Origin of the sequence: Vibrio sp. 10N.239.311.G01, from assembly GCF_041465805.1 — a bacterium.
Classification (GTDB): Bacteria; Pseudomonadota; Gammaproteobacteria; order Enterobacterales; family Vibrionaceae; genus Vibrio; species Vibrio crassostreae_C.
Genome location: NZ_JBFSRM010000023.1, coordinates 64,103 through 80,209 on the forward strand (window position 1 = coordinate 64,103; position 16,107 = coordinate 80,209).

The 16,107-nt window shown below is 45.9% G+C and carries 14 protein-coding genes; 7 read left to right on the top strand and 7 right to left on the bottom strand.

What is annotated here, in order from left to right; genetic code table 11:
- Positions 1-10 precede the first annotated feature (10 nt).
- From AB6D06_RS17160 to glyQ, 3 genes are all read right to left on the bottom strand, one after another.
- Positions 11-2,098 (bottom strand): alpha-amylase, encoded by a 2,088-nt coding sequence (locus tag AB6D06_RS17160; protein ID WP_372111145.1) that lies wholly within the window; start codon positions 2,096-2,098, stop codon positions 11-13.
- Between the two features lie 202 nt (positions 2,099-2,300).
- Positions 2,301-4,367 (bottom strand): glycine--tRNA ligase subunit beta, encoded by a 2,067-nt coding sequence (gene glyS / locus AB6D06_RS17165; RefSeq protein WP_372100663.1) that lies wholly within the window; start codon positions 4,365-4,367, stop codon positions 2,301-2,303.
- A 2-nt stretch (positions 4,368-4,369) separates the two neighbouring features.
- Positions 4,370-5,287, bottom strand: a complete 918-nt coding sequence (gene glyQ / locus AB6D06_RS17170; RefSeq protein ID WP_017058815.1) for a glycine--tRNA ligase subunit alpha — start codon at positions 5,285-5,287, stop codon at positions 4,370-4,372.
- A 420-nt stretch (positions 5,288-5,707) separates the two neighbouring features.
- Here glyQ and AB6D06_RS17175 point away from each other — a divergent pair, with 420 nt between their 5' ends.
- Together AB6D06_RS17175 and AB6D06_RS17180 are read left to right on the top strand one after the other, a co-directional pair.
- Entirely contained in the window at positions 5,708-6,262 is a 555-nt protein-coding gene (locus AB6D06_RS17175) for a TMEM165/GDT1 family protein (protein ID WP_017055491.1), read from the top strand.
- 151 nt (positions 6,263-6,413) lie between these two features.
- On the top strand, positions 6,414-6,668 hold the full coding sequence (locus tag AB6D06_RS17180; protein WP_017058818.1) for a hypothetical protein: 255 nt from the start codon (positions 6,414-6,416) through the stop codon (positions 6,666-6,668).
- Positions 6,669-6,751: 83 nt separating this feature from the next.
- On the opposite strand, the gene tusA is transcribed toward AB6D06_RS17180, so the two are convergent.
- Complete coding sequence (gene tusA, locus AB6D06_RS17185) at positions 6,752-7,003, bottom strand: sulfurtransferase TusA (protein WP_004736675.1); 252 nt, start codon at positions 7,001-7,003, stop codon at positions 6,752-6,754.
- A 149-nt stretch (positions 7,004-7,152) separates the two neighbouring features.
- Here tusA and AB6D06_RS17190 point away from each other — a divergent pair, with 149 nt between their 5' ends.
- Both AB6D06_RS17190 and AB6D06_RS17195 read left to right on the top strand, forming a co-directional pair.
- Complete coding sequence (locus AB6D06_RS17190; protein ID WP_004736674.1) at positions 7,153-7,338, top strand: hypothetical protein; 186 nt, start codon at positions 7,153-7,155, stop codon at positions 7,336-7,338.
- Between the two features lie 156 nt (positions 7,339-7,494).
- Complete coding sequence (locus AB6D06_RS17195) at positions 7,495-8,436, top strand: LysR family transcriptional regulator (RefSeq protein ID WP_017058819.1); 942 nt, start codon at positions 7,495-7,497, stop codon at positions 8,434-8,436.
- 135 nt (positions 8,437-8,571) lie between these two features.
- Here the strand turns inward: AB6D06_RS17195 and AB6D06_RS17200 are convergent, their stop codons facing one another.
- From AB6D06_RS17200 to fadB, 3 genes are all read right to left on the bottom strand, one after another.
- Positions 8,572-9,552 (bottom strand): MDR family oxidoreductase, encoded by a 981-nt coding sequence (locus AB6D06_RS17200; protein WP_017058820.1) that lies wholly within the window; start codon positions 9,550-9,552, stop codon positions 8,572-8,574.
- A gap of 242 nt (positions 9,553-9,794) precedes the next feature.
- On the bottom strand, positions 9,795-10,958 hold the full coding sequence (fadA, locus tag AB6D06_RS17205; protein WP_017058821.1) for an acetyl-CoA C-acyltransferase FadA: 1,164 nt from the start codon (positions 10,956-10,958) through the stop codon (positions 9,795-9,797).
- A gap of 26 nt (positions 10,959-10,984) precedes the next feature.
- A complete protein-coding gene (gene fadB / locus AB6D06_RS17210) occupies positions 10,985-13,156 on the bottom strand; it encodes a fatty acid oxidation complex subunit alpha FadB (protein ID WP_017058822.1) in 2,172 nt (723 codons plus the stop codon).
- A 227-nt stretch (positions 13,157-13,383) separates the two neighbouring features.
- Here fadB and AB6D06_RS17215 point away from each other — a divergent pair, with 227 nt between their 5' ends.
- Genes AB6D06_RS17215 through hemG form a run of 3 tightly spaced genes read left to right on the top strand, consistent with a single transcriptional unit; the run spans position 13,384 to position 16,037 of the window.
- Positions 13,384-14,007: a YigZ family protein gene (locus tag AB6D06_RS17215; protein ID WP_017058823.1), complete on the top strand. Its 624-nt coding sequence runs from the start codon at positions 13,384-13,386 to the stop codon at positions 14,005-14,007.
- A 34-nt stretch (positions 14,008-14,041) separates the two neighbouring features.
- Complete coding sequence (locus AB6D06_RS17220; protein WP_008223210.1) at positions 14,042-15,499, top strand: TrkH family potassium uptake protein; 1,458 nt, start codon at positions 14,042-14,044, stop codon at positions 15,497-15,499.
- Between the two features lie 10 nt (positions 15,500-15,509).
- Positions 15,510-16,037 carry a menaquinone-dependent protoporphyrinogen IX dehydrogenase gene (hemG, locus tag AB6D06_RS17225; RefSeq protein ID WP_065584162.1) on the top strand — a complete coding sequence of 176 codons (528 nt, stop codon included), beginning with the start codon at positions 15,510-15,512 and terminating at the stop codon, positions 16,035-16,037.
- Positions 16,038-16,107: the final 70 nt, after the last annotated feature.

A 16,107-nucleotide genomic window follows, 5' to 3' on the forward strand; every position in this document is an offset into this window, starting at 1 on the left:
TAATGAAGGTTTAGTTCGAACCGGTATAAACGACTAATACCTTGTCATCTTGGTATTGGCGTTCGAACGCATAGTAGCCCTTGCTGTTACGGATGATGTGCTTACCCTGAGCAACGGCTGGGTGGCGTTGGCGGAATTGGCCAAGCGCTTGCCAGTGTTCTAGCAGCTCTGCACGTTCGCCAGTGATTTGATCCCAAGGCATGTCTGAGCGTGTGCCTTGCATTGGATCAGAACCCGTTGGGCTAAAGTCTCGGGCGATTTCATCGCCGTAATAGATCTGTACCGCACCGGGAGCCAGCATCAACGCGTTTGCAGCTTTGGTTTGTTTTGCAAAGTCACTGCCATGTTGTGTCCAGAATAGCGAGGTGTCGTGAGACGAAAGGTAACTCAGTACGTTGAACTCGCTGTCGTTGTTGATCTTCTCTGCGTATCGAAGGTAATCAGCATCAAGATCGGATAGGCACTTGAGCGCCTTTGGTGCGATATCACTCTGGAATTCAAAGTTGATGATCGAATCAAATCCGTTAGCGAAGTAATCTGATTTGACCACGCTGTGTGCCCATACTTCGCCAGTCATCCAGAAGGGTAAGTCATCCAAGGCCTTGTCTGGGTTGTTCTGTTTCCACTCGGCAAGTGCCTGGTTGGTGCTCTCTTTCAGTTCTGCCCATGCTTCGAGTTCAACGTGTTTAGCGGTATCGACCCTGAAACCATCGACACCATATTCGCGCACCCAATCCGATAACCAAGTGATTAAATGGTTACGAGGTGTTTTGAGTTCATCGGTCGCGCTGGTGGACTTATTGCGATAGAAATTAGGCAGCCCGATTGTCTCTGTCGACTCTGTTTTGAAATCGGGCAGATGCGCCAAAGACATGGTGAGGTTATTGTAGCCCGGAGAGTCATAGGCGCCGATATCGCTGCGTAGCCAAGCTTTGCCCCACCACTTTTCCCACGCTTCTTTGTCGCTGTAAGAGATGTAGTTGTTGAAGTAGTGCCAGTTCTGACCTTTGGCAGGTTGCCAATCTGTCCAGTTTTCGCCAAGTGTTTGTTTGGCTTCTTCGTCAGTTAGGTTGAGCTTACCAAAATCAAACTCTTGCATGTCGGCAAGCGTCGCATAGCCGGTGTGGTTCATTACCACATCCCAAACAACACGAATGCCTTTGCTATGCGCGGTATCGATGAAGGTTTTTAGCTCGTCTTCGGTGCCCATGTTGTCATCGAGCTTGGTCCAATCTTGATGGTAGTAGCCGTGGTAGCCGTAGTGTTTGAAGTCCCCTCGATCACCGCCGCCAATCCAGCCGTGGATTTGCTCTAACGGAGACGTTATCCAGATAGCATTAGCACCGAGTGATTCTATGTAATCGAGTTTTTCGGTTAAGCCTGCCAAGTCACCACCGTGGAAGGTGCCGATTTCGTCTTGTCCATCTTGGCTGCGACCGTAACTGTTGTCGTTATCAGGATTACCATTGTGGAAACGGTCAGTCATTACGAAGTAAACCGTGGCGTTATCCCAACTAAAGTCAGCTTTGGTTTCTGGTTCTACTTTCTCAAGCAGCAGAACACCTTGGCTATTTTCTGCTGGCTGCATGGTGACGCTGCCATTCGTTACTGTGACTTGTTTGCCTGAAAGAGCGTCTCTAACCACGGTGCCATCATCAAAGGTTTGAGCAACGTCGATGATGGTTGGTTCGTCACTAGGAACCGGACAAGCAAAGCTTTGTACTTGTTGTTGCTTCGGCTTTATCTGAACGGTCAGTTCATTGGTTTGTGGGTTGAGCATAAACTGATAGGTGTTAGCGCGAAAGATCTTGATATCTAATTCAGACTTCTCGGCGCAGTCGTCTAGGCGAAGGGGTTTATTGAATTTGATGCGGTTTTCTTCAGCCAGCGCATAGTTGGTGCCACAGGTATTTTGAGTATCGCTGATAGAGAAGGTATAGCTACCTTTCGCGAGTTCCTGTTCTGCAATCACGGTGCCTTTACCGGATGATTCGAATACGACAGTGTCGTTATCAATTGTCAGTAATAGGTTGTTGTCACTGGTTTGGCTGCATGCGCTGAGTGCGAGTATTGAAAGCGCGAGTACTGTTTTTTTCATTGTTCCCTTCCCCTGAATAAACAGGTCAGTTATAGCAAACAATGCCCTCTACAGTCTGAGTGCTGTTTCATTCAGTTAATCAATAAGACCTCTACAAACAAATGCTTGGTTCACAAAAACAAAAAGGGAAGCTTTCGCTTCCCTTTGGGTGTTTACCGTTAATTACTCAGAGTATGACTTAGAGTAATTGTCTCACTTGTGCTTATTTTTGCAGTAGAGAGATGTCAGCAATCTGTAGGAACAGGTTACGTAGGTTGTTCAGTAGCGTTAGACGGTTCTTCTTAAGCGCTTCGTCATCAGCCATAACCATTACGTTATCGAAGAATGCATCAACTGGTTCACGTAGATCAGCAAGCTTGCTTAGGGCTTCTTGGTAGTTACCTGTTGCGAATGCTGGTTCTAGTGCTTCCGTCATTACTTCAACGTTTTCAGCCAGTGCTTTCTCTGCGTCTTCTTGAAGAAGCGTTAGGTCGATTTCAGCTGGTAGCTCGCCATCGAATTTCGCAAGGATATTACCTACACGCTTGTTCGCTGCTGCTAGTGCTTCTGCTGCTTCCAGTTCACGGAAGTGAGAAACCGCTTTAACACGTTGGTCAAAGTCAGCAGGCTTAGTTGGACGACGTGCTAGTACCGCTTGGATGATATCAACGCTGAAACCAGCATCTTGGTACCATGCGCGGAAACGACCTAGCATGAAGTCGATAACGTCAGCTTCTACGTTTTTGTTAGTCAGCTTGTCGCCTAGTAGCTCTTTCGCTTTGCCGATCAGATCGGTTAGGTCTAGGTTGTAGCCGTTTTCAACGATGATACGAAGCACACCTAGTGATGCACGACGTAGAGCAAATGGATCAGAACCTTTTGGTGCTTGGCCAATACCGAAGATACCTACGATAGTGTCTAGCTTGTCTGCCATTGCTACTGCTGAAGAGATACCAGTGCTTGGTAGATCGTCACCCGCGAAACGAGGCATGTATTGCTCGTAAAGTGCCAGTGCAACTTGCTCGTCTTCACCGTCGTGAGTCGCGTAGTGCATGCCCATCACACCTTGAGTATCCGTAAATTCGAATACCATAGAGGTCATTAGGTCACACTTAGCCAGTAGGCCAGCACGTTTAGACTTTTCAACGTCAGCATCGATTTGCTCAGCAATGTAGCCTGCAAGCTCTGTGATGCGGTCTGTTTTGTCTTTGATAGTACCCAATTGCTTCTGGAAGATAGCCTGGTCTAGTTCAGCAAGACGGTCGATAAGCGGGCGCTTACGGTCTGTGTTGAAGAAGAATTCAGCATCAGCAAGACGTGGGCGTACCACTTTCTCGTTACCTTCGATAACGTGACGAGGCTCTTTAGACTCGATGTTCGATACGAAGATGAAGTTCGGTAGTAGCTTCTTGTTGTCATCGTAAACAGGGAAGTACTTTTGGTCACCCTTCATGGTGTAAACCAAAGCTTCAGAAGGGACTTTTAGGAACTCTTCTTCAAACTTCGCTGTCAGTACGACTGGCCATTCAACCAGAGACGTTACTTCTTCAACAAGGTCATCTTCTAGGTCAGCTGTACCGCCAACCGCAGCTGCCGCTTTTTTCGAATCAGCAAGGATGATCGCTTTACGCGCTTCGTAATCTGCCATTACTTTACCGCGCTCTTCTAGGATCGCAGGGTATTGGTCAGCAGAGTCGATTGTGAACTCTTGTTCGCCCATGAAACGGTGGCCACGGATAGTACGAGCAGATGCTACGCCTAGGATTTCGCCTTCAACAAGCTCATCACCTAGTAGTACTGTCAGTGTTTTTACTGGACGGATAAATTGAATGTCTGAGTTACCCCAGCGCATTACTTTAGGAATTGGTAGGCCAGCCAGTGCTTTCGCAGCAATGTCCATCACCAATTCTTGAACTGGTTTGCCAGCTACTTCTTGTTTGAAAAGAAGCCACTCGCCTTTGTCTGTTTTCAGACGGTCAGCTTGCTCAACAGTAATACCGTTACCACGAGCCCAACCTTGTGCCGCTTTGGTCGCGTTGCCTTCAGCATCGAATGCCACAGAAACAGCAGGGCCACGTTTCTCAACCACTTTGTCTGCTTGGCCTTCAGCCAGTGCAGTTACTTTAAGTGCTAGACGACGAGGTGCTGCGTACCACTTGATGCCTTCGTGAGAAAGCTCAGCCGTTTTAAGACCTGCTTCAAAGTTAGAAGCAAACGCTTCTGCTAGAGAACGAAGTGCTGTTGGTGGAAGCTCTTCCGTACCCAGTTCAATTAGAAAATTCTTCGCCATGATTATTTACCTTCCTTCTTACACATTGGGAAGCCAAGCGCTTCACGTGACGCGTAGTACGCTTCAGCAACTGATTTAGTCAGGTTGCGGATACGAAGGATGTAACGTTGACGCTCTGTTACAGAGATAGCTTTGCGCGCATCAAGGATGTTGAATGCGTGACCTGCTTTTAGAATGCGCTCGTAAGCTGGAAGCGGCAGTGGCTTCTCAAGCTCAAGTAGCTCTTTACACTCTTTCTCGCACTGGTCGAAGAAAGTGAATAGGAAATCTACGTCTGCGTGCTCGAAGTTGTACGTCGATTGCTCAACTTCGTTTTGGTGGAAGATGTCACCGTAAGTCACGTTAGAACCGTCTGGTGCTACGTTCCATACTAGGTCGTAAACAGAATCTACTTCCTGGATGTACATTGCTAGACGCTCGATACCGTAAGTGATCTCGCCAGTTACTGGCTTACACTCAAGGCCGCCAACCTGTTGGAAGTAAGTAAACTGAGTTACTTCCATGCCGTTTAGCCATACTTCCCAACCAAGGCCCCATGCGCCTAGTGTTGGGTTTTCCCAGTTATCTTCAACGAAGCGAATGTCGTGAACAAGTGGGTCAACACCAAGAACCTCTAGGGAGCCTAGGTACAACTCTTGGATATTGTCTGGCGATGGTTTTAGCGCTACTTGGAATTGGTAGTAGTGCTGCAGACGGTTCGGGTTTTCACCGTAACGGCCATCGGTCGGACGACGAGAAGGTTGAACGTAAGCTGTAGACATTGGCTCTGGGCCAAGTGCTCGTAGACATGTCATTGGGTGAGAGGTGCCTGCACCTACTTCCATATCTAGAGGTTGAACAATGGTACAACCGTTTTGAGCCCAGTAATCCTGCAGCGCGAGGATCATTCCCTGGAAGGTTTTGATATCGTATTTTTGCATAGTCAGGTTCGCGCGATTCTTTTAAATGAATGAGAAAAATAACCTCTGAGTATACCGAGATATTCGTAAAGCGAGTAGGGGTAATCTTGTTTAATTAGTGGTCTAAAATGTCGTTTAGTGGATTTTTTTGCCTTTAATGTTTGTTTTTCGGCACAAGTGGATATTTTGATAAGTTTGACACTTGTGTTTGAAAGCGTGGGTGATTAAAATCTCGCGGTCTTTGGGGAGTAGCTTACTTATTCATATCCTATTGAATTAGTTCGTTCGTCAACATAATTGATGCAAAATCATCATGGCGTTCGAGGCAACCACCACCTTGGTGGCGCTTAGCAAGACCTTAGACAAGCATCGTGAACCGGGATGGGGCGCGAGGTTTGTCTTTGGTTAAATATAATAATCTCCATCCCAAATGAGCATGTCGTGAGCGTTTTAGCAATTTCAATTACAACTGTCGCCTTAGCCGAGATCGGTGATAAGACCCAGTTGCTATCCCTTTTATTAGCCAGTCGATATCGAAAACCGATACCTATCATTGCGGCTATCTTCTTTGCCACCATTGCCAATCATGCCCTTGCTGCATGGCTCGGGGTTGTGGTCGCCGACTATCTTTCACCTGAAGTATTAAAGTGGGTGCTGGTGGTTAGTTTCATCGCTATGGCGGGCTGGATTCTGATTCCGGATAAGTTGGATGACGATGAGCAGATATCAAACCGAGGCCCGTTTGTCGCCAGTTTCATCGCCTTCTTCATTGCTGAGATCGGTGATAAAACCCAAATTGCGACCTCTATTCTAGGGGCTCAATATTCTGATGCATTAACGTGGGTGATTCTGGGTACTACGATCGGTATGCTGCTGGCGAATGTGCCTGTGGTGATCATCGGTAAGCTCTCTGCGGATAAGATGCCGCTTGATCTGATTCGTAAGATCACAGCCTTGCTATTCGTGGGTTTAGCTATCGCTGCTGCTTTCTATTAACAGGTGGTATTGAGTCTTATTATACTCAATCAGTAGAGTAATGTGTTGTAGGTCATACTCTTACAGTATTGTGGGGTTTATCGAGCGAATGGACATATAACTGTCATACTTGTCATGATATTTTAATCTTGTGAGTTAAGAACACGAGGGCATGATTATGTTGACGCGTTATATGGGTATTACTCCACAAAGCCAAAGTTATCTATTTACTTTTGGTCTTGCACTTACACTGTTAGGCATGGTGTTGACGGACATGTGGCTGCCAATGGTCGCGGGTGCCATCATCATGACTGCACTTGCGGTAGAGGCTTGGATTCGGGTCGCGCATATTATTCCGATGCGCAAAGATATCCGAGAAATTCAGCATCAGCTGGAGCATCTGCAAAACAAATCTAGAAGCGAATAAACAAAAAGCCGCTCGTACTCTGAGTTCTGTTTAAGAATATAAGGTACGAGCGGCTTTTTTGATACTTGATAGTCGGTGGGGCGTTACGCCTCCAATCCCTTTCTGATCAAATACTGGTAAGGCAACGTTTCTGTTGCTTGGCCTACCAACTGGTGATCCATGAATCGACAAAAGCTCGGAATATCTCGAGTTGTCGAAGGATCGTCAGCTTTTACCAGTAACACATCGCCATCCTGCATGTTTCTAATTGTCTTCCTGACCATCATTACTGGTTCCGGGCAACGCAGGCCTTCAGCTTCTAAAGTATGGGTTGCCAGTTCAGGTTTGAATGTCATGGTTTGTATCTCTATATCTATCTAACGAGTGAATAATACGTCTGCAGAAAAAATATGCAATAAGTGCTTGGCAAACAGAATCATTTCCTATAACTTAGTTAACAAGTTGATAACAACTTGAAGCAAAGGCAACTAGCTAAGGAGTGGCGATGTTGACAGGATTAGATAGATTAACAATTTATTCGGTTCTCTGTTTTATTTCTTTTTGTGCGTTAGTACTACGCTCATCGACAGAGACCTCACTGATGCCTATTTTTGGCATAGTAGCAACGATTATTGGTATTTGGGTAGAGATGCGCCGTTGGCAAGGCATAGCCGAAGAGCAAGAGCACTAACCCGAATACAGCAAGCGAATTCCGATACGACAACATTCCGACACTATCCCCCAATTTTCTTGGGCTTCCCCGCGTAATTGCGGGATTTTTTTTATCTAAAGCATGCTATAAACAACTTAGTGACTAATGGCAATCGTATACAGCTAGGTAAGTGGCGTGGAATTAGAAGACATCTATCGTAGAGACCTTAATTTATTGGTCGCTTTAAAGGTATTGATTGAAGAGGGCAGCGTAAGCCAGGCCGCGCTTCGTCTTAACTTAAGCCAATCCGCAACCAGTCGAGTATTAGGGCGTTTAAGAGAATTACTAAACGATCCGTTGTTTACACGTCAAGGTCAGCACCTTATTCCTACCAAGAAAGCACTCGAGATCAGTCAGCGTATTGATCAGCCTTTGGAGTCTTTTCGCCAATTGCTGAGTCCGAGTGACTTTGACCCTTACTATTGCAGCGAACGTTTTCTGATCGCTACCACCGATTATGCGATGCAAACCATCTTGCCTTATGCGTTGCCTAAGATTTATGAACAAGCACCCAATATCTCTTTGGAGTTTGCTCCGTTGCAGCATGAGCATTTGTTTAAACAGCTCAGCACCGAACGCGTTGATATGGCGATCTGTCGTCCGAGTGGCAGCATTGCACCACTTCATCAAGAAGTCTTGGGGCCGGTTGGTGTGTCGTGTCTGTTATCTAAAAACCATCCATTAGCCGATCAACCTTTAAGTCTTGCAGACTATGTTTCACTCCCACATGCGATGATTGCGATCAGTGATGGTGTTAAGGCTTTATTGGACAACGCTTTAGCTAATCAACAACCCAGAAAAATGGTACTGCGTGCTTATCACCTTGAAGCGGCATTGGCGATTGTCGATAGAATGCCGTTGGTGATTACTGTGCCTGCTGATTTGGCTTATTTGGTAGCAGAGCGTTATGACTTGGTTGTTAAGCCATTACCATTTGAATTTATGCCGTTTGATTACTCACTGATCTGGCACTCGCGTTGCGATTCTTCTGCTTCACAACAATGGTTAAGAAGAGTGGTAAAAGAAGAGTGTGGTGAGTTGATTCAAAAACGGATTGCGGATGTCGGTTTGGGTTAACCGGATCTGAGTCTGAGTTCACTTGACCCGAATGACAAAAACGCAAAAGGGCTGATAAAAATCAGCCCTTTGTTGTTTTGGGTTATCCAAGCCTAAAGCTGTTGCTTAAGGTTTGATAACTTTATGTTTGAGAGCCTATAGTTTAATGACTACGCGACCAGTGATTTGACCGTTAGTGATGTCTTCTGCTGCTTGAATTGCACCGTCTAAAGACACTTCTTTGGTTGCTTGAGCGTAGAAAGATTCTGGTAGTAGCTCAGCCAGTTGTTCCCACGCTTTAATACGTTTTTCACGAGGGCACATTACAGAATCAACACCTTGTAGGCGAACGTTACGCAGAATGAATGGCATTACCGTGGTTGGTAAGTCAAAACCGCCTGCTAGACCACACATCGCAACCGCACCGTTGTAATCAATTTGCGCCAATACTTTCGCAAGCACTTTGCTGCCTACCGTATCGATAGCGCCAGCCCACAGTTGTTTTTCTAGTGGCTTAGCTGGTTCTTCTAGTTCAGCACGCTCTACAATACGTGTCGCGCCTAGTGATTTAAGTAGTTCACCGTTTACAGAAGCACGGCCAGTCACTGCTGCCACTTTGTAGCCCAGTTGGTTTAGTAGAGTGATAGATACGCTACCTACGCCGCCACTTGCACCTGTTACTAGGATTTCACCGTCTTCTGGTTTGATGCCTGCATCTACGATAGCTTGCACACAAAGCATTGCCGTGAAGCCTGCTGTACCGATCGCCATGACTTTCTTAGCGTCTAGACCTTTAGGCATTGGCACTAACCAATCACCGTTTAGGCTCGCTTTTTCAGCCATGCCGCCCCAGTGACCTTCACCAACACCCCAACCCGTTAAAACAACTTCGTCGCCTGCTTTGTAGCGAGGGTCATCAGATTGTGAAACCACACCAGAAAGGTCGATACCAGGAACCATAGGGAAGTTGCGAACAATGCGCCCTTTACCTGTAATCGCCAAACCATCTTTGTAGTTCAAAGAAGAGTAGCTAACATCAATCTTCACGTTACCTTCTGGTAATTGAGATTCTTCAATTTGAGAAACTGACGCGATAGTTTTTTTGTCTTCTTGGTTTAGTACAAGTGCTTTAAACATGATCTGCTCCGTGGAGGAATATTAGGAAACTGAAGTAACTTTAGTTGAATCATCCGAGAAAAAATAATGAAACATCAACATTGAATATATGCGTTTTGTGCATAGATGTCAGGGTTGGTTTTTCTCTCGTTGAGTTCGCTGAACACAATCGATGCATTGTTGGATGCCAAGCAATAAAAAGTGCAGCTATATAAATATAGCTGCACAAAAGATTACCCTTCAAATATTACAGTCAGTAAACGCTATGGGCGTTCAAATACCGTTGCAATACCTTGGCCTAAACCAATACACATAGTCGCCAAGCCGTATTTCACGTCTTGTGCTTCCATCAGGTTGATTAGCGTCGTCGAGATACGAGAACCAGAACAGCCTAGTGGGTGACCCAGAGCAATCGCACCGCCGTTAAGGTTTACTTTCTCGTCAACAACATCCAGTAGACCTAAGTCTTTAGCACAAGGTAGAGATTGAGCAGCAAACGCTTCGTTTAACTCAATCACACCCATGTCTTCAATGGTTAGTCCTGCACGTTTAAGTGCTTTTTGGGTTGCTGGTACTGGGCCGTAACCCATGATTGAAGGATCGCAGCCAGCGATAGCCATAGACTTCACGCGAGCGCGAATCTTAAGGCCAAGTGCGTTAGCTTTCTCTTCGCTCATGATAAGCATTGCAGAAGCACCATCAGACAGAGCTGATGAAGTACCTGCTGTTACTGTGCCGTTTGCTGGGTCAAATACCGGACGCAGCTGGGATAAGCCTTCAACTGTTGTCTCTGGGCGAATGACTTCGTCGTAATCCAGAGTGAACAGAGAACCGTCTGCAGCGTGAGCTTCGGTTGGCAGGATTTCATTTTTGAAACGACCTTCAACCGTAGCTGCTTGAGCGCGAGCATGTGAGCGTGCTGCGAATGCATCTTGGTCTTCACGGCTAATACCGTGCATTTTGCCTAACATCTCAGCGGTTAGCCCCATCATGCCGGCCGCTTTTGCTACGTGTTTTGACATGCCTGGGTGAAAATCAACACCATGGTTCATTGGTACGTGGCCCATGTGCTCCACACCACCAATCAGGCAGATTTCAGCATCACCAACCATGATAGAGCGAGTTGCATCATGCAAAGCTTGCATAGATGAACCACATAAACGGTTGACTGTTACAGCACCAATCTCAATCGGTAGACCAGCAAGCAAGGCAGCGTTACGTGCAACGTTGAAGCCTTGCTCTAGTGTTTGTTGTACACAACCCCAGTAAATATCTTCAATTTCGACAGGGTTTACTTCTGGGTTGCGCTCTAAAATGCCTTTCATCAAATGTGCAGACAGATCTTCAGCACGAGTGTGACGGAAAGCTCCACCTTTGGAACGTCCCATTGGGGTGCGAAGGCAATCAACAACAACTACATTTTTCATTTTGCTATTCCTTTTCCAAATGTGGGTTACAGAGAACTGGCTTGTTGGCTGTCGTAAAAGCTTTCGCCCTTCGCTGCCATATCAAGCAATAGCTGAGGAACTTGGTACATTGCACCTAAGTCTTGGTAGCCTTTCGCCATTTCAACGAAGTTACCAATGCCCACACTGTCTAAGTAGCGGAATACGCCGCCTCTAAATGGAGGGAAGCCTAAACCGTAAACCAGTGCCATATCCGCTTCTTGCGGTGTCGCGATAATGCCTTCTTCTAGACAAAGCACCACTTCGTTGATCATTGGAATCATCACGCGCTGGATAATTGTTTGGTCATCAAAATCTTGTGGTGCTTGACATACGTCAGCCAAGATAGGAAGAATGTCTTCAGAGAAGGTCTTCTTCGGACGACCACGCTTGTCTACGCTGTATGTGTAGAAACCGCTACCGTTTTTCTGACCGTATTTTTCAGCAACGTAAAGTGCATCAATCGCATCACGACCTTCTTTGCCCATACGCTCTGGGAAACCTTGCGCCATCACAGCTTGTGCGTGGTGTGCAGTGTCTAGGCCTACAACGTCTAGTAAGTAAGCCGGGCCCATTGGCCAACCGAACTTGCGCTCCATCACTTTATCGATCTTAGTGAAATCAGCACCGTCGCGTAGCAACATGCTGAAACCGCCAAAGTAAGGGAAAAGTACACGGTTAACGAAGAAGCCTGGGCAGTCGTTAACAACGATTGGGGATTTACCCATCTTCGCTGCGTAAGCAACCACGCGATTGATGGTCTCTTCTGAAGTTTGTTCACCACGGATGATCTCAACCAAAGGCATGCGATGCACAGGGTTAAAGAAGTGCATGCCACAGAAGTTTTCTGGGCGCTTCAGTGATTTCGCTAGCAGGTTGATCGGAATTGTAGAGGTGTTTGATGTTAGAACCGTGTCTTCACCAACCAAACCTTCCACTTCGCTCAGTACTGCTGCTTTTACTTTCGGGTTTTCTACTACTGCTTCAACAATCACATCCGACTGTTCTACACCCGCGTAATGCAGGCTTGGAGTAATAGAAGACAGAATACCAGCCATCTTGAATCCATCTAAGCGACCGCGTGATAAGCGTTTATTCAACAGCTTAGATGCTTCGTTCATACCTAGATCAAGCGATGCTTGTGCGATGTCTTTCATCATCACTGGCACGCCTTTTAGAGCTGATTGGTAAGCAATACCGCCGCCCATGATACCTGCACCAAGTACGGCTGCACGCTCAGTTGCTTTGTTTGCTGACTTACCCGCTTGTTTCGCTAAGCCTTTGATGTACTGGTCATTCAGGAATAAGCCAACTAATGCTTTTGCTTCTTCCGATTTCGCTAGCTTAACGAAGTGCTTACGTTCGATGTCGAGTGCTGCATCGCGATTGCTGCGTGCTGCTTCTTCAATCGCAATCACAGAAGTAATCGGAGCTGGGTAGTGAGGCCCTGCTTTTTGAGCAACTAAGCCCTTCGCCATGGTAAAGCTCATCATCGCTTCGAGTTTGCTTAGTGAAAGCGCTGATGTCTTTTGTTTACGGCGTAGCTGCCAGTCTAATTTTTCATTAGCAGCTAGAGAAACGGTATTGATTGCCGATTCTAGTAACTGGTCTGTTTCAACAATCGCATCTAACAAGCCAACTTTAAGCGCTTCATCTGCACGGCATGCTTTGCCTTGCGTGATAATTTCCATTGCGCTGTCAGCACCGATAACACGAGGTAGGCGCACACAACCACCAAAACCAGGCATGATGCCAAGTTTGGTTTCAGGTAGGCCAATGCTGGTGGTCTTGTCACCGATACGGAAATCGGTAGCGAGTACACATTCACAGCCGCCGCCAAGGGCATGGCCACGCATCATTGAAAGAGTTGGGACAGGAAGGTCTTCGAGCTTGCTGAAGATTGAATTAGCGAATCTTAACCATTCATCAAGTTCTGCTTCTGGCTTAGCAAATAGGCCAAGAAATTCAGTGATGTCTGCGCCTACAATGAACGCGTCTTTGTTTGAAGTTAAGATTAAACCACGTAATCCTGCGTGAGCATTAAGAGCATCTAACGCTTTATCTAGTGATTCTAAAGTAGCAAGGTCGAGTTTGTTTACAGAGGCTGGTGCACAGAAGCTTAATTCCGCAATACCATCTTGTAATTCCTTTACCTGTAGGGTGTTAGCTTGGTAAATCATTGTCTATCTCCATGACATACAATCCACGATTGTTTGAGAGAATCTTGTTATCTTTCTATTATTGTAGAATACCTGGTAAGACCAGTTATCTTAGTCTGTACCTCTGCTTGATTAATTTCAATACATTTTTTAAACAATTGTTTAACATTGTGCGATGACACAGATCCTCTAACCCTTATTATTCACGCGTGATACACTTCGTCGCTCTTATTAACTAAGTTAACGATATGAATGAACAGCCTTATTTAATACCTTCTGCGTCGGCTCTGTTTGAAGAAGAGATAAAAAAGAGCGTCTTTATTACGCATCTTGCTCATACTCCAAGTGTTGAAGCTGCAAAACAGTTCGTAGAACAGGTGAAAAAAGAGCATTCTTCAGCACGACATAACTGTTGGGGTTTTGTTGCTGGTCGACCTGAAGACTCAATGCTTTGGGGTTTCAGTGATGATGGTGAACCCTCGGGTACAGCGGGTAAGCCTATCTTGGCGCAACTATCGGGCTCTGGTGTCGGTGAATTAACGGCTGTTGTGACGCGCTACTCTGGCGGAATTAAGCTTGGAACCGGCGGTTTGGTTAAGGCTTACGGCGGTGGCGTACAACAAGCTCTCAAGCTGCTTCAAACTATCGAGAAAAAAATAACCACAAAATTACGGCTAGAGTTAGACTATGGCTTTGTGCCGATCGCACAATCCATCATGGCTCAGCATCAGGCTGTTGAGGTCCAAGCGGATTATGGTGTTCAAGTTGAGCTTATTATTGAAATAGAGCTCCTTCAGGTAGATTCGTTTACCCAAACCATGATCAATAAAAGCGGTGCTAAGGCACTGGTAACGAAAGTCAAAGACAACTAGGAAGTGTGAAGCATTTCGCTTCGTTCAATAGCTCATGCAATTTCGCTCAATTATTCGAATCGTCGGATTATTATTAGCACTTTTTAGTGTATCAATGCTTGCTCCTGCGCTCGTCGCACTGATCTATCGAGATGGTGCGGGTGTGCCATTTGTGACGACCTTCTTCGTTCTCTTATTCTGTGGAGCAACTTGCTGGTTTCCAAACCGACGTTATAAGCATGAATTGAAAGCGCGTGATGGCTTTTTGATTGTTGTTCTGTTTTGGACGGTAATCGGTAGTGCGGGTGCGCTGCCGTTTTTGATCGCCGATAACCCCAATGTGTCGGTAACCGATGCTTTCTTCGAATCCTTCTCTGCATTAACTACGACAGGTGCGACCGTAATTGTCGGCCTCGATGATCTGCCTAAGGCGATTCTTTTTTATCGTCAGTTCCTACAATGGTTTGGTGGTATGGGTATCATCGTATTAGCGGTAGCTATCCTCCCTGTTCTGGGTATCGGTGGTATGCAGTTATATCGTGCTGAAATCCCGGGTCCAGTAAAAGATAGCAAGATGACTCCGCGTATTGCTGAAACGGCAAAAGCGCTTTGGTACATCTACCTGAGCTTAACCATTGCTTGTGCAGTGGCGTTTTGGCTTGCTGGGATGAGCTTCTTTGATGCCATCAGTCATAGCTTCTCTACTATTGCGATTGGTGGCTTCTCGACTCACGATGCGAGCATGGGGTATTTCAATAGCCCTGCGATCAACATGATTACAGTTGTGTTCCTTCTTATATCCGCATGTAACTATTCGCTTCACTTTGCTGCATTTGCTTCAGGTGGTGTGCATCCTAAGTATTATTGGAAAGATCCTGAGTTCCGCGCCTTTATCTTTATTCAGGCAGTACTGTTCTTGGTTTGTTTCTTATTACTGCTCAATCATCACTCTTATGATTCGTACTACGATGCTTTCGACCAAGCCTTGTTCCAAACCGTGTCTATCTCTACGACCGCGGGTTTTACAACGACGGGTTTCTCAGAGTGGCCATTGTTCTTACCCGTACTGCTTTTGTTCTCTTCTTTTATAGGGGGATGTGCAGGTTCTACGGGTGGTGGTATGAAAGTGATTCGAATCTTACTACTTACTCTGCAAGGTGCTCGTGAAATGAAGCGTCTTGTTCACCCACGGGCTGTCTATACCATCAAGGTTGGCGGTTCTGCACTACCACAACGTGTTGTAGATGCGGTCTGGGGCTTCTTCTCTGCATACGCATTAGTGTTTGTGGTTTGTATGCTGGCTCTTATTGCAACTGGTATGGACGAGTTGAGTGCTTTCTCTGCGGTAGCGGCGACATTAAATAACCTTGGCCCGGGCCTTGGTGAAGTCGCGGTGCACTTTGGCGATGTGAACGACAAAGCAAAATGGGTACTTATCGTATCTATGCTGTTTGGCCGATTAGAAATCTTCACCTTATTAATCTTATTGACCCCTACGTTTTGGCGTAGCTAAGGACAACATTGTGGCAAAAGCTCTATTTTTGTATTCAAGCCGTGAAGGGCAGACCAAGAAAATCTTGAACTATATAAAAGAAGAAATGAGTGAGTTCGAATGTGAGCTTCAAGATCTGCACACTATTGGCAAGGTGGACTTTGCTCAGTACGACAGAGTGTTGATTGGCGCATCGATTCGTTATGGCCACCTTAATAAGAAGCTATATCAATTTATTGATGCCAACCTTACTCAGTTGCAATCAAGCAAGGTTGCGTTCTTCTGTGTTAACTTAACGGCGCGTAAAGAAGACCAAGGCAAAGATACACCAGAAGGCAGTGCGTATATTAAGAAGTTCCTTACCAAGTCTCCATGGCAGCCGACTTTAATCGGTGTATTTGCAGGTGCCCTCTATTACCCACGTTATAACTGGTTCGATAGAACCATGATCCGCTTTATTATGAATATGACAGGTGGTGAAACGGATACAACGAAGGAAGTTGAGTACACAAACTGGGAAAAAGTCTCTTTGTTCACTGAAAAACTGAAGAATATGTAAGATAAAAGCCTACTTTTGAGGCGTTTTGAGTTCTTTTTAATCGAACGAATAAAAAAACGAAAAAAACTTA